The sequence below is a fragment of the Enterobacter cloacae complex sp. HYC003_NIDB genome, assembly GCF_056673375.1.
In genome coordinates, this window is the sequence record NZ_CP114220.1 from 794,958 (window position 1) to 809,211 (window position 14,254).

General features: G+C 49.8%; 9 protein-coding genes and 2 pseudogenes. 6 read left to right on the forward strand and 5 right to left on the reverse strand.

All coding sequences use genetic code 11. The features are described from left to right. Window positions 1–285 precede the first annotated feature (285 nt). Window positions 286–735: a hypothetical protein gene (locus tag O1722_RS03785; RefSeq protein ID WP_016151365.1), complete on the reverse strand. Its 450-nt coding sequence runs from the start codon at window positions 733–735 to the stop codon at window positions 286–288. Between the two features lie 233 nt (window positions 736–968). Here O1722_RS03785 and pcoA point away from each other — a divergent pair. Both pcoA and O1722_RS03795 read left to right on the forward strand, forming a co-directional pair. Further along, a pseudogene (pcoA, locus tag O1722_RS03790) lies at window positions 969–2,291 on the forward strand (multicopper oxidase PcoA); the annotation flags it as partial. Window positions 2,292–2,450: 159 nt separating this feature from the next. Further along, window positions 2,451–3,527, forward strand: coding sequence for an IS110 family RNA-guided transposase (locus O1722_RS03795; RefSeq protein ID WP_000227969.1), 1,077 nt, complete (start codon window positions 2,451–2,453; stop codon window positions 3,525–3,527). 517 nt (window positions 3,528–4,044) lie between these two features. Here O1722_RS03795 and O1722_RS03800 read toward each other — a convergent pair. Further along, window positions 4,045–4,341, reverse strand: coding sequence for a helix-turn-helix transcriptional regulator (locus O1722_RS03800; RefSeq protein WP_017384073.1), 297 nt, complete (start codon window positions 4,339–4,341; stop codon window positions 4,045–4,047). A gap of 858 nt (window positions 4,342–5,199) precedes the next feature. Here O1722_RS03800 and O1722_RS03805 point away from each other — a divergent pair. The 3 genes and pseudogenes from O1722_RS03805 to O1722_RS03815 form a co-directional block, all read left to right on the forward strand. Then, window positions 5,200–8,475, forward strand: coding sequence for a P-loop NTPase fold protein (locus O1722_RS03805; RefSeq protein WP_021242119.1), 3,276 nt, complete (start codon window positions 5,200–5,202; stop codon window positions 8,473–8,475). 204 nt (window positions 8,476–8,679) lie between these two features. Beyond that, window positions 8,680–9,009: a hypothetical protein gene (locus O1722_RS03810; RefSeq protein WP_000140246.1), complete on the forward strand. Its 330-nt coding sequence runs from the start codon at window positions 8,680–8,682 to the stop codon at window positions 9,007–9,009. A gap of 114 nt (window positions 9,010–9,123) precedes the next feature. Beyond that, window positions 9,124–10,134 (forward strand): annotated as a pseudogene (locus tag O1722_RS03815) (DUF3362 domain-containing protein); the annotation flags it as partial. Window positions 10,135–10,220: 86 nt separating this feature from the next. On the opposite strand, the gene dkgA reads toward O1722_RS03815, so the two are convergent. Continuing rightward, a complete protein-coding gene (gene dkgA / locus O1722_RS03820) occupies window positions 10,221–11,048 on the reverse strand; it encodes a 2,5-didehydrogluconate reductase DkgA (RefSeq protein WP_032655034.1) in 828 nt (275 codons plus the stop codon). 105 nt (window positions 11,049–11,153) lie between these two features. Further along, window positions 11,154–12,317 (reverse strand): alcohol dehydrogenase, encoded by a 1,164-nt coding sequence (yqhD, locus tag O1722_RS03825; RefSeq protein ID WP_023304422.1) that lies wholly within the window; start codon window positions 12,315–12,317, stop codon window positions 11,154–11,156. A 195-nt stretch (window positions 12,318–12,512) separates the two neighbouring features. On the opposite strand from yqhD, the gene O1722_RS03830 reads away from it, so the two are divergent. Next, window positions 12,513–13,412, forward strand: coding sequence for an AraC family transcriptional regulator (locus tag O1722_RS03830; RefSeq protein ID WP_033487660.1), 900 nt, complete (start codon window positions 12,513–12,515; stop codon window positions 13,410–13,412). A 45-nt stretch (window positions 13,413–13,457) separates the two neighbouring features. On the opposite strand, the gene yghB is transcribed toward O1722_RS03830, so the two are convergent. After that, a complete protein-coding gene (gene yghB / locus O1722_RS03835) occupies window positions 13,458–14,117 on the reverse strand; it encodes a DedA family general envelope maintenance protein YghB (protein ID WP_015571869.1) in 660 nt (219 codons plus the stop codon). Between the last annotated feature and the right edge of the window lie 137 nt (window positions 14,118–14,254).

The window sequence follows — 14,254 nt, forward strand, 5'->3', positions numbered from 1 at the left end:
CTGGAATTCGCCGTTAGCATGAACACTGCGGCGTATGCTAGGGGTTTTCAGGAGGCGTGTCATCTGTCAGTTAATCGGGAGCACCGTTGATGGTCGTCATTTTTGTAACATATCTTGTTTCCCGTTTGCTCCTGAAGCTCTGGGAACTGTATGACCAGCCCGACGGTGATGATTAACGGGACTGAAACAGGTTACGGCAGAGCAATATGGGGCTCATGTCCTGCTACGTAACCCGTCAGTAAAGCCCTGCTGCGCACCTGATGCTAAGCACTAACCCGCCTGCAGTTACCTGGTCGAATACAGCCCGCGAAGCTTTCTTGCCTGCGTCTGATGTGCTTCCGCACCGGCATTATTGACCTGCTCATGCACGAGAGCGGCTTTTTCTCCGGCATTCAGTTCGTTAAAAGAAGAAGACGAGGTCTTTGAATTTGCATCACTGCCGGACAGCATTTTTTTATGTTCCTCAATCATTTTCTGATGCACATAGGACGCGCTGTTGTTCATAAATGAATGAGCAACAATGGCCCTTTCATGTTCATTCATTTCAGAGAATGAGGGCGTGTTGTTTTTATTAACCCTGTCCGGTAAGTTTTCATGCGTCGAGGAGTTCACATGACTGACGGCTGAGGCATTATTAACAAATCGATGTGCTTCATGGGCAATATCACTGGACTGAGCAAAAGCTGCCCCACAAAATAAAGCTGTAAACGCAGTGGTCGTGATTAATATATTCATGTGTAATTACCTTCTGAGGTACATAAAAGATGTCCTTATGATCATATATAAAAAAATCAACCTGTGGGGAAGATGACGTAAATGTAATACAGCCACGTACATTACACGATTGTAATGAATTTGTTTCTTAAGGTGTGCTAGATTCATTTCATTGTAAGTGGATGAACCAGTAATTTAATTTAAATCGGTTCTCGAATTCTGTCAGTAACCATACTTTAAATAAGGGAATGCGCATGCTGTTGAAAACGTCTCGACGAACTTTCCTGAAGGGGTTAACCCTCTCTGGCGTAGCCGGAAGTCTTGGCGTATGGAGTTTCAATGCGCGTTCCAGTCTGAGCCTGCCAGTTGCCGCATCCCTGCAGGGTACTCAGTTTGACCTGACCATTGGTGAAACGGCCGTCAATATCACGGGCAGTGAGCGTCAGGCCAAAACAATCAATGGAGGCCTGCCGGGGCCCGTTCTTCGCTGGAAAGAAGGTGACACCATTACCCTGAAGGTCAAAAACCGTCTTAATGAACAGACGTCCATTCACTGGCACGGCATTATTCTTCCGGCCAATATGGATGGTGTTCCGGGGCTGAGTTTTATGGGCATAGAGCCTGATGATACCTACGTTTACACCTTTAAGGTTAAGCAGAACGGGACTTACTGGTACCACAGCCATTCCGGTCTGCAGGAACAGGAGGGGGTATACGGTGCCATTATCATCGATGCCAGGGAGCCAGAACCGTTTGCTTACGATCGTGAGCATGTGGTCATGTTGTCTGACTGGACCGATGAAAATCCTCACAGCCTGCTGAAAAAATTAAAAAAACAGTCGGATTACTACAATTTCAATAAACCAACCGTTGGCTCTTTTTTCCGCGACGTGAATACCAGGGGGCTGTCAGCCACCATTGCCGATCGGAAAATGTGGGCTGAAATGAAAATGAATCCGACTGACCTCGCGGATGTCAGTGGCTACACCTACACCTATCTCATGAACGGGCAGGCCCCGCTGAAAAACTGGACCGGACTGTTCCGTCCCGGTGAAAAGATACGCTTACGGTTTATCAACGGCTCGGCAATGACCTATTTCGATATCCGTATCCCCGGGCTGAAAATGACGGTCGTGGCTGCAGATGGCCAGTATGTAAACCCGGTTACCGTTGACGAATTCAGGATTGCCGTTGCCGAAACCTATGATGTCATTGTGGAGCCTCAGGGTGAGGCCTATACCATCTTCGCACAATCCATGGACAGGACCGGTTACGCTCGAGGGACACTGGCCACGAGAGAGGGGTTAAGTGCTGCCGTTCCCCCCCTCGATCCCCGTCCTCTGTTGACCATGGAAGATATGGGTATGGGGGGAATGGGACATGATATGGCAGGAATGGACCACAGCCAGATGGGAGGCATGGATAACAGCGGAGAGATGATGTCTATGGACGGTGCTGACCTTCCGGATAGCGGGACATCCTCCGCGCCCATGGATCACAGCAGCATGGCCGGTATGGATCATTCCCGGATGAAGACCTTCCCGCATCCTGACTCACACAGCGATCGACCTTTTGTGTCCTGCCCTGGACCCGTCGGTTGCCGGAAGCGCCTTCATGCGAGGCATCTCCTCACCGATGCGCGTGACTCAAGAAGGGCCTGACGGCTTGTCTCGTTACTGTCCTGTCCGGGTTATCTGTCTGGAGATTCAACTCTGTTTCCTCACAGGAGCTCTGTCATGGTTGATAAAGTTACCGAAGCTGCCGTTGTGGGTGGCGTGGATACACATAAAGATTTGCACGTTGCCGCTGTCGTAGATCAGAACAATAAAGTCCTTGGGACTCAGTATTTCTCCACAACACGACAAGGTTACCGGCAGATGCTGGCATGGATGACCTCGTTTGGGACATTAAAGCGAATTGGTGTTGAGTGCACAGGTACCTATGGTTCCGGTTTGCTTCGTTATTTTCAGAACGCCGGGTTAGAAGTTCTTGAGGTGACTGCTCCAGACCGGATGGAGCGACGCAAACGGGGTAAAAGTGACACAATTGATGCTGAATGTGCCGCTCATGCAGCATTCTCAGGCATCAGGACAGTTACTCCCAAAACGCGTGATGGCATGATTGAGTCCCTGCGGGTATTAAAAACTTGCCGAAAAACAGCAATATCAGCCCGCAGAGTCGCTCTCCAGATTATCCATTCAAATATTATCTCTGCCCCGGATGAATTACGTGAACAGCTCAGAAATATGACGCGCATGCAGCTCATCAGGACCCTGGGTTCCTGGAGACCTGATGCCAGTGAATACCGCAATGTAACCAACGTTTATCGCATTTCATTAAAGTCCCTTGCCCGACGCTATCTCGAGTTACATGACGAAATCGCTGATCTGGATGTCATGATTGCGGCAATTGTCGACGAGTTGGCACCTGAGCTGATTAAACGTAATGCTATCGGATACGAAAGCGCTTCACAGTTGCTGATCACTGCCGGAGACAATCCTCAACGGTTAAGATCAGAATCAGGATTTGCGGCACTGTGTGGTGTCAGCCCGGTCCCCGTTTCTTCTGGAAAAACGAACCGTTACCGACTTAATCGTGGTGGAGATCGTGCTGCAAATAGTGCACTTCACATCATCGCCATCGGACGCTTACGAACTGACGCAAAAACAAAGGAATATGTCGCCAGGCGTGTAGCCGAAGGACATACAAAAATGGAAGCGATACGCTGTCTAAAGCGATATATCTCCCGCGAAGTTTACACGTTACTGCGCAATCAAAACAGGCGGATCAACAGTATCCCGATAACAGCTTGACTCTTAGAAGGGCGTCAGTAAGTTGGCACCCTTACCCTGTATAGGTACTCTCTGTTTTTCGTGGCCTGCCTCGCCCACGAATTTCGCCAGTCATGACTTTGCTCCTGCATTTTATTAACGGAAAAGAATAAGTGATTTTGCGCGGAGGCTTCAATCAGTTTATCCCCGGCGGTGACGAGGTGGCCACCTATGCCGACTGGACAGGGGACTGACTATTGCCATAACGCCATCGCAGGTTGCTTCAGTAAACCTGCTAATCCCGTACAATGGCGAATTCGCTATATCCGCTTCTCGCACTTAGCTGCCATAAATCGGCCAGGCAATCACAGGTCATTTCTGTCTCGCAAAGAAGGTGCCGTTTCTGCTTTGCGTTGACACCCCTAAATATTAGAATTAAAAGGAGAGAGTTACTGGAAAAAGGCAGCGGAGGCAGTGACAATCGTGGCTTGAAGCCACTACTCGATGGATGCGGACATGTAGTTGGCGTCATTCGACAAAACTAGCAAACTTCTAATAGTCACCATTTCTCCCGTCTGGCGGGAGTGCTGTCAAATGCCCCCCTCATCTCTGTGTGGGAAATGAAGGGTGAAGGGGAAATAGATGACAGCGTTATTTCTACGCCCAGAATACTGAATACCTTGTACAGACGATCAATACTGGCGCTAGCAGGGTTTGCTTCCAGGCGGGCATAGGTTTGCTGCGTTACGCCAAGCCTCTCAGACACATCTTTTTGCGTGAAGCCCTTGATTTTGCGAAACCCGATTAGCACAGGTCTGAGCTGGTTCAGCGTTTTTATCGGGAACTGATTATTCATAAGTGACCTGCCTCGCAGACTGAGTAGGGAGTACCGCCCTGTAATACAGCAGGTAAGGTGTATTTTGTGTTATACAGACTATAGGCTGTAAAACCTTTATTGAAAAGATGCTGATGTTCCAGGGGCATGCCGAGCATGGACGATTTTCTGCGGGGCGGTATTTCGCTACGGGGGAGATTGCGTTCGGGCAATGTACCGGTGTAAAAAACGTCAATTTTTCAAAACCGCTGTTATCGGGATAAGCTGAAAACTCCGAAGGCAGACACAGCCACGAATAATGTCAGACTTAAGCTCTGTAGCTGTCTTCTTTTGCCTGTAAATAACGTCTAGTTTGACTCTGATGAAGGCTGTACCAGGCAGAGAACATGTCACTCTCGGGGCCGGATGATAAAATGTGTTCAACTGGCTGGGCAGGGTAATAGCGAAGAACGTTCTCTGAAATTCGATTCAGCTCAGCGTAACGTGCGCTGTAGGTATGTATAATCCATTGCATCAATTTTGCATCCGTATTATTCGCAGATTACACACAAGAAGCTTAACAATGGCTGAAAGAGTGAGCAGGGATATGTAACAAAAACAAGGGCTTCAAGATGAACTGGATAAAACCGGAGCAGAGCAAGCCCTGTTCCGGTTTGTCAGGCTTTGGAATTTCTTCCAGGCCCCTGCAGCTAGTCACAACAAACACATTAATGTTTTCATTGCTTCAATTCAATATTATTGTGTGAAAGGGATTCCATCGAAATCGGCTTATGCATGCTTAAAACTAAACTGCCCCGGCTGCAGTCATTTGGTTGCTGTGGGCTCTGTACTGTGTCTAATAGTGAAAGAATCTTACGTTATAACGAAGGAAATTGCTGAATGACTCTACGATTGCAGACGGAATCACCCGCTGACCAGGATATGTTTAGAGGCAGCAGTCATGAAAAAGTTGCAGAGAATGTGGCTCAGATCATCAGGACACCTGATGTCAATATTATTGGTCTGGAAGGTGAGCTGGGTTCAGGTAAGTCAACAATATTGAAGTTCCTGCAGAAAAAGCTTAAAGATGATTTTACGTTCATTAACTTTGATGCAGAACGTTACCATCATGGCTCAACTAAAAAAGCGCTTATCGATGTCATCCACCACGGGGTCAGCCTACAATGTCCGGGCTCCCGGGATGTGTTGGATAAGTATAAAAATCTGGCTCTGGGTAACATCGTTGAATACGACAAGAGGGTCAGCAGCAGGCTAAGCTGGTTGACCGTCGTTTTTATTTTACTGTCATTGCTTTCCGTGCAGATGCTTCGTTATGTGCTAACAGACCTTAATCAATATTTTACTAACAAGGAGTCATTATTAGGGTGGCTTTTTTATGTTGAGGTGGCCGCGTTTCTTTCTCCTGCCATTATGGTCGCAGGACTGGCATGCCTGCAGAACATGGAATGGTACAGAAAGAAAGGGTATTCGAGTATTGGTGATTTGTTCAAACGCAACAGTACTGACAGGATTGAAGAGACTTGGCTAGTTAATAAGGAGGTCGGAGCTATTGAGCTGGCTGAAGCTCTGCAGGGATTTACCTCCAAAGAGGTCATTTCCCATGGAGATCGCTTCATCCTTATCATTGATAATCTGGACCGAATCAGTGCAGACAAAGTGAAAGAGCTCTGGAGTGATATGGAGCTTATTGCCGGAGCCACTCATGAACACTTCAGGATAGTGGTGCCCTATTCGGCAAGACAGGTTTCAGCCTCACTTTCTGTGGCGGGTTTCAGCGGGCGTGAGTTTATTGCAAAGCGGATTCCTGTAAGTTTTCAGGTTCCTCCTCTTATTTCGGCAGGATGGCAGGAAGCGTTAAGGCAGTACTGGAAAGAAACAGTAAATGAGGATGCAGGGATAGCGTGCCGGGAAGCAACGGTGTTGCTTGAGCGCTGGAAACCCTCTGAGTATCCTCGTATCACACCGCGATTAATGAAGAAGTTTGTTAATGATATTCATATTCTGAACCTTACCGTTCCTGCAACAGAAGATCATCGCCATATTCTTATTGCTCTCTACTTACTGGTGGTCAGATACGGGGAGCGAGATATTAAAGTATTACTTCGCGATCCCAAAGCTAGTCAGACCGAACCCGGTATTGCTCCGGATGATTTTGACGAGATGCTCTCGCTAACTTATCAACAAATATCCCGAATTTTTAATAACGATACAGAAAGATGGAGCGAATTTCTGATGAGCATCCACTATCAGTCCACGGTGGAGCTTGCCAGGAGCGAGTTGCTTGATACGCCTCTTAAAGACGCGATTGGTGCTATAAATATCCCACGGCTTGAAGAACTGACGGCCTTGTGGGGTTTCGCTGAAGCATGGCAGCGAGTGGCACCACATATTCAGATGCGAGACTGGCTGGTTTCTTATAGCCGGATGGATGAGAAGTGTCAGGCTCTCGCCGAACCGCAACTCAAAGTCGCAGTGCAAATGCTGAATCAGAGTTATGCTGTTTCACTCAGAGAAAAGAATGATGAAGGTTTCGTATTGAGTCTGCAGAAACTGATGGCTGACGGGCGGATAAGCCTAGAGCCTTTCGTCGAAAGGCAAATATCGTTTATTGTGAGTAAACTTGATGAAATTCAGGATTCAGAAAAATTGGAGGCTGAATCCACGAAGACGTTGCTGCAGGAAGCTGATTCATACTCTGTTCTGGCCGGTGAATCACTACTGAATAAAATGGAGAATTTTGTAGATGGCGTATTTTATGTGGAATACCTTGTCAATAATGAAGAGACCTTGTCAAACCTGAAAATTGGCACACTAGATATCGGAAATCACGGTCGGGAGGAGATGTTACGCTATGGAGCTGAGCAACCTCAGATAGACCTTTTTAATCCGGGAATTATCCGGCATATCAATATTGCATCGAAGGCGGTACAGAACGTAATTGGAAAGAATGATGGTACAGGTGGGGCTCAGGTTAGCTCTGCAATAATGACGCTTAAAAATCGTCAGGTTGTTGAGGACGTTATCCATTTCAGAAAAATTGTTCTGAGCCCGGACTGGAATAATAATGTTTTAAATCAATATTATCTTAATAATACGGCGACGAGGAATCTCTTCCCTGCGGAATTTGCTGCACAGGCTGTTGCTCACATGGTGCTCCATGGTAACTATGCCGGTATCGAGTCGTACAGTGAACATATTGGTGAGGAACGGTTTGACCTGGCTTTGGCTGCATATCTTCGTTATCTACGTACTGCCGAGAGTATCTTTATAGCACTTAAGGATAAAAATGTTCTGCCGTACATCAAAAATGCTGTTGGCAGGATTGTTGATTTAGGTCTTCTGGTGAATATACCTGTCCTGAGCTTTGTTAAAGGTCAGTATGACGTCATCAAAGAAGCTACAAATGCAACCTCTCTTTTAATATTTGTGCGAGAGCGTCAAAAAGCACTGTCAGAGAAAATAATTGAGTCTGATGTGAATGCTATGGGTCCAGTATTTCTCCATGACGTATATCAGTCAGGTGAGCAGTTTGATATTTTGAAGAAAAAGCTGAACGCCCTGGCATGTGGAGTATTTAGTTCTTCTGAAAGGCTTATTGAGTGTTTTACGGTTCTTCCTGTGAACATGCGCTTTATCCTTGAACAAATGCAACTTCAGGGGCAGCATATCCGGATGGAAGGTAGTGTGGGTATCTTTGCATCATGGTTCCGTGATGCAGAGCCAGACGTTGTCACAAATGCCGAGAACATTCATTTTCTGTGGTCTTGCCTCGACGATACCCAGAGAGAGACTGTACTTGATGAGTTGCACGATGTCTTACTTGAAAGACATATTCGTATTGACAGCCGTATTGCGATTATTACCCGTTTTCATAATGAGTTGTCGTTTATTGAACCTGAGAAGGCCGTTGAACGCAGGGCTATTGCGGCGCTGTTTAGCGCTTCTGTTGATAATGTATTATTGTCTCAATGGCTTGACCGTCAGACGTTTTCATTTTCATCATGGTCTCCGGAGGACGCCCGTACGGCAACGAGTTGTATAATGAATAACTCGGAGATTTTTCCTCTCATCTGCAGGAATTCACAGTATATTAAAAACAGAATGTTACCAGAGAAAGCGGACGTTACAGAAGATAGTGATACGTTTCCGGACTGAGTTCGTTCTTTAAATCCTATACCTGAAGACCACAGCGGTGGTCTTTGGGAGTTTTTTTATTGCCTGATATACATTAAGCATGTTATATCTTGCTAAGAAATAATCATTCAGGGATTAATCATAACTACTGAAGTTATGTTGTGTTCTTTTCTTTTAAAAATAAATTATTCAGATTTATTTTCTATTGATTTAATGAGGTAGGGAATGACAGAAAGTGCTTTGCTTTTGCGAGAGGCATTTAATGAATCGGTTAACTATATGACATGGTCTTTTTATTCACTGATAACTGCTTACGTTTCGATGGCTTTTTATGATAGAGTTGAGGTTAAGACCCGAATAAATAATTATCTGAATAAGTTACTTTTCGTGATTGCTATGTCCGTTTTTATCCCAAATATGTACTTTGTTTCAATGGTGTTCAGTCAGAAGTTAGGCACCGCAGCTGGCGTTGCGTCATTCATTATTGGGCTACTTTTCATGATGTTAAACTCGGCACCTGTAATTACTGGTATCGTACAGCAGCGCAAAGATTGAGTTTTATGAGTATAGTCAGTTGGGTTTTCATCTGTTTTATCAGACTTAGAAAAATGAAATCTTTCAATTCATTGATTTTAAACGCAAAAAAATTTCTAAATGATCAGAATTATAGGGTGCTCGCTCTGTTCGATCACCGAACACGAAGGCCGTATTATTCAGAGCCGTTCCGAAGAGTCGATTGTTAACGAGATCGAAGCGATTCGCGACACGGTGCCGGGCTTTACCGGCGTGATCTCCGATCTGGGTGGTCCAACGGCCAACATGTACATGCTGCGCTGTAAATCGCCGCGCGCCGAGCAGACCTGCCGTCGTCTCTCCTGCGTCTATCCGAGCATTTGCGAGCATATGGACACCAACCACGAGCCGACGATCAATCTTTACCGTCGCGCCCGTGACCTGAAAGGCATCAAGAAGATCCTGATCGCCTCCGGCGTGCGTTACGACATTGCGGTGGAAGATCCGCGCTACATCAAAGAGCTGGCGACGCACCACGTTGGCGGTTATCTGAAGATCGCCCCGGAGCACACCGAAGAAGGCCCGCTGTCCAAAATGATGAAGCCGGGCATGGGCAGCTATGACCGCTTTAAACAGCTGTTTGATACCTATTCAAAACAGGCGGGAAAAGAGCAGTATCTGATCCCATATTTCATCTCCGCACACCCCGGCACCCGTGATGAAGACATGGTGAACCTGGCGCTGTGGCTGAAGCAGCGTCGATTCCGTCTGGATCAGGTGCAGAACTTCTATCCGTCGCCGCTCGCCAACTCGACGACCATGTATTACACCGGCAAAAACCCGCTGAGTAAGATTGGTTATAAGAGCGAAGACGTGGTGGTGCCGAAAGGGGATAAACAGCGCCGTCTGCATAAAGCGCTGCTGCGTTATCACGATCCGAAGAACTGGCCGCTGATCCGTCAGGCGCTGGAAGAGATGGGGAAAAAGCACCTGATCGGCTCGCGTCGTGATTGCCTGGTGCCAGCGCCAACGCTGGAAGAGATGCGCGAAGCGCGCCGCCAGAACCGCAACACGCGCCCGGCGCTGACCAAGCACACGCCTATTGCGCATCAGCGTTTGAACGGTGTTGCGGGAACGAAGAAGAACGTAAAACGTAAGACCGGTTAAACCTGTAACAATGCCCGGTGGCGCTGCGCTTACCGGGCCTACAGGTCTAACCCTCTCCCCTCCGGGGAGAGGGCAGGGTGAGGGGATTACCCGCCAAACTGATCCGGGTCCGGCCCAAGCCGTTTGCCCTGATCCAGCTTCGCAATTTCACCCAGCTCGTCTTTATCCAGGCGGAAATCCCAGACGTCGAAGTTCTCGGCGATACGCGATGGCGTGACCGATTTCGGGATCACCACCAGACCGCTATCCAGATGCCAGCGAATGACGATCTGCGCCGGGGTTTTACCGTACTTATCCGCCAGTTCACGGATGATTTTCTGGTCAAACACCCCTTCGCCGCCCTGAGCCAACGGGCTCCAGGATTCGGTCTGGATCTTGTGCGTGGCGTTCCATGAATGAAGCTGGCGCTGCTGCATCAGCGGATGCAGCTCAATCTGGTTAATCACCGGCGCGACGCCCGTTTCATCAATCAGGCGTTGCAGATGATGAACCTGGAAATTACAGACGCCGATGCTTTTTATCAGCCCCTCTTTTTGCAGTTCAATCATCCCTTTCCAGGCATCAACGTAATGGTCGATAGCCGGTACCGGCCAGTGCATGAGATAAAGATCGACGAAATCGAGCTGGAGTTTCTCCAGACTCTCCTGCAACGCTTCGCGGGGACGCTTTTGATCGTCGTTCCACAGCTTGGTGGTGATGAAAAGCTCATCCCGGGGAACGCCGGCGCTGGTAAGCGCTTTTCCCACGCCGTCCTCGTTTTTATAGGCGGCGGCGGTATCGATGGACCGATAGCCGACTTCCAGGGCTTTATGAATGGCGGAGACGACCTCGTCGTTACCGGCTTTCCATACACCTAGCCCCAGCTGGGGCATCACGTTGCCGTCCTGTAGCTTGATTACGGTTTGGTTTGCCATTTTTCCTCCTTCAGGTGCTCATCGCCGGAGGGAACCTCCGACGATGTGATGTGCATTAAGTCTGGACGAAATGTCAAAAAACGAAAGTCAGGATCCTAAAAACGCTTAGCGTGCCGCTTCGTAAATACGACGGCTGACGTCCAGGGTGATGTCGCCATGCTCGCCGATCTGCGTCATACCGTGTGCTTCCAGTTTCGCCAGCAGGGCAGGGATGGAACTGCCGTCCAGGCCATAGCCAGAGAGACGCGTTGGCACGCCCAGGCTTTCAAAGAAGTGACGGGTGGCTTCAATCGCGGCATCGATACGCGCATCGTCGGAACCGTCGGTGATGTTCCACACGCGTTCGGCGTACTGGAGCAGTTTGGCGCGTTTAGCGTCACGTTTTTCGTTCCACAGCGCAGGCAGAACCACCGCCAGCGTCTGGGCGTGATCCAGGCCGTGCATCGCCGTCAGCTCGTGGCCGAGCATATGGGTAGCCCAGTCCTGCGGCACGCCTGCGCCGATCAGGCCGTTCAGCGCCTGGGTGGCAGCCCACATCACGTTGGCACGCACGTCGTAATTTTCAGGCTCTTTCAGCGCTTTTGGACCTTCTTCAATCAGCGTCAGCAGAATGCCTTCCGCGAAACGATCCTGAATTTTGGCGTTTACCGGGTAAGTAACGTACTGCTCAACGGTGTGAACAAAGGCGTCGACCACGCCGTTCGCCACCTGACGTGCAGGCAGGGTATAGGTGTAAACCGGATCGAGGATCGCGAACACGGGCTGAACGTGTTCGTTCATAAAGGCCTGCTTGTCACCGGTGGTTTTACGGGAGATGACCGCGCCTTTGTTGGACTCTGATCCGGTGGCCGGCAGCGTCAGCACGGAGCCCATCGGGATCGCACTGCTGATGTCGCTGCCGCCCGTTTCCAGAATATGCCACGGGTCGATGCCGTCAGCGTAATGGGCCGCCGCCGCGATGAATTTGGTGCCGTCCAGCACGGAGCCGCCGCCCACCGCCAGCAGGAAGGTGATTTGCTCCTCACGGGCGATTTTTACCGCGTTCATCAGCGTTTCATAAGACGGGTTAGGCTCGATACCGCCGAACTCGCGCACGTCCAGACCTTCCAGAGCGCTGTACACCTGATCCAGTACGCCGGTTTTTTTCACGCTGCCGCCGCCGTAGGTAATCAGGACGCGGGCGTCAGCGGGGATTTGCGCGCGCAGGTCGGCGATGGCGTCTTTACCAAACAGAATGCGGGTTGGGGTATGAAGATTAAAGTTGTTCATGGCTTGTTCCCTGTAGTGGGTAAAAAATCGTGGTGGCGCAGAAGGCAACCTGATGCTGCTCATTGTGGCGGGCAGGCGCTATCCTCTCAATGCACATTCCTGCCGATGTCTTGCCCATTTCTACAGCGCGCTGGAGAAACGGTAAGAAAATGCGCACACTGTCAGCGTCGGAAACCGTACCCGGAGTAACTGAAAATGAACCGTGATGCCATCTGCCGCCAGCTAACGTCGCAGATTAAAAGAATGATAGATAACGGAAATGATTCGGCTGAGCTGCTGCCGGATATCCGATTGCTGTACGGTACCCAGCCCGGGACGCGCACCCCGGTGATGTATCAGCCCGGCATCGTGTTTCTCTTTTCTGGCCATAAGATTGGCTATATCAATGAGCGCGTGTTCCGTTACGACACCAATGAATATCTGCTTCTGACAGTACCTTTACCCTTCGAATGTGAAACTTTCGCGACAGAGGAGGTACCGCTGGCCGGGATCCGCGTCAACGTCGACATCCTCCAGTTGCAGGAGCTGCTGATGGAGATTGGGGAGGACGAACTTTTCCGGCCGTCAATGGCGGCAAGCGGTATCAACTCCGCGACCCTGTCGGAGGAAATTCTCTGCGCGATTGAACGCCTGTTAGACGTGATGGAAAGGCCGCTGGATGCGCGTATTCTCGGAAAGCAGATTATCCGCGAAATTCTTTACCATGTGCTGCTGGGACCGGGCGGCGGGGCGCTGCTGGCGCTGGTAAGCCGGCAAACGCACTTCAGCCTGATTAGCCGCGTGCTGAAGCGCATCGAGAGCCAGTACACGGAAAACCTCAGCGTTGACCAGCTGGCGGCGGAAGCCAATATGAGCGTCTCGGCGTTTCACCATAACTTTAAATCTGTCACCAGCACGTCACCGTTGCAGTACCTCAAAACCTACCGTCTGCATAAGGCGCGGATGCTGATGATCCACGATGGCATGAAGGCCAGCGCCGCGGCGATGCGGGTCGGGTATGAAAGCGCGTCGCAGTTTAGTCGGGAGTTTAAGCGCTACTTCGGCGTCACGCCGGGGGAAGATGCGTCACGTATAAGAACCATGCAGGGAGCCTGAGGGGAAACGGAGGCCGGGTAAGCGGTAGCGCCACCCGGCTTTTATTTATGCGCTGCAATACTTTTTCTTAATCACCACCGCAATGGTACCCACCAGCCCTGCAACCAGCAGGAAAATCGGCAGGATCATCAGGAAGGTCATCACCTGGTCTTCATGGCGCTTAACAAAGGGGATCATATTCAGCGCGTAGCCGAGCGTGGTGACCACGCCTACCCAGAGCAGGGCGCTCAGCCAGTTGAAGAACTGGAAGCGGCGGTTAGAGAGGCCTGAAATACCCGCCATGGTAGGCAACAGGGTACGAACAAACGCCAGAAAACGCCCGGCAAGTAACGCCAGCAGGCCGTGACGGTCAAACATGCAGGTCGCGCGCTGGTGATATTTATGCGGCAGCTGCGCCAGCCAGCCTTTCACCACGCGAGTGTTTCCAAGCCAGCGCCCTTGCAGGTAGCTCAGCCAACAGCCGAGACTGGCCGCAGAGGTGAGGATCACCATTGTCGGTGCGAAGTCCATCACGCCCTTGCCGATTAACGCCCCTGCGAGCAGGAGCAGGCTGTCACCGGGTAAAAATGAGGCTGGCAGTAATCCATTTTCCAGAAACAGCGTCGCGAACATCACGAAATAGACAATCCCGACGACATGCGGGTCCGCCAGCGCGGCAAAATCGTGTTGCCAGAGCGCCGTGATGATATTTTGAATAACAGCCATGGACTTTCCTGTGGAACAGCAGATATAACGCTATTGTACTCCCAATTTTGCCTGTCGGGGTTGATCGCAGGCGCATCTCATACAGACTTTTCTGCTTGCGGTGTTCAGAATAGCGTCCGGGGAGTACATTTCAGCCA

Coding starts and splice junctions, on each gene's coding strand:
- O1722_RS03830 (WP_033487660.1), top strand. CDS start 12,513: ATGAACCGTGATGCCATCTGCCGCCAGCTAACGTCGCAGATTAAAAGA.
- O1722_RS03810 (WP_000140246.1), top strand. CDS start 8,680: ATGACAGAAAGTGCTTTGCTTTTGCGAGAGGCATTTAATGAATCGGTT.
- yqhD (WP_023304422.1), bottom strand. CDS start 12,317: ATGAACAACTTTAATCTTCATACCCCAACCCGCATTCTGTTTGGTAAA.
- O1722_RS03800 (WP_017384073.1), bottom strand. CDS start 4,341: ATGAATAATCAGTTCCCGATAAAAACGCTGAACCAGCTCAGACCTGTG.
- yghB (WP_015571869.1), bottom strand. CDS start 14,117: ATGGCTGTTATTCAAAATATCATCACGGCGCTCTGGCAACACGATTTT.
- dkgA (WP_032655034.1), bottom strand. CDS start 11,048: ATGGCAAACCAAACCGTAATCAAGCTACAGGACGGCAACGTGATGCCC.
- O1722_RS03795 (WP_000227969.1), top strand. CDS start 2,451: ATGGTTGATAAAGTTACCGAAGCTGCCGTTGTGGGTGGCGTGGATACA.
- O1722_RS03785 (WP_016151365.1), bottom strand. CDS start 735: ATGAATATATTAATCACGACCACTGCGTTTACAGCTTTATTTTGTGGG.
- O1722_RS03805 (WP_021242119.1), top strand. CDS start 5,200: ATGACTCTACGATTGCAGACGGAATCACCCGCTGACCAGGATATGTTT.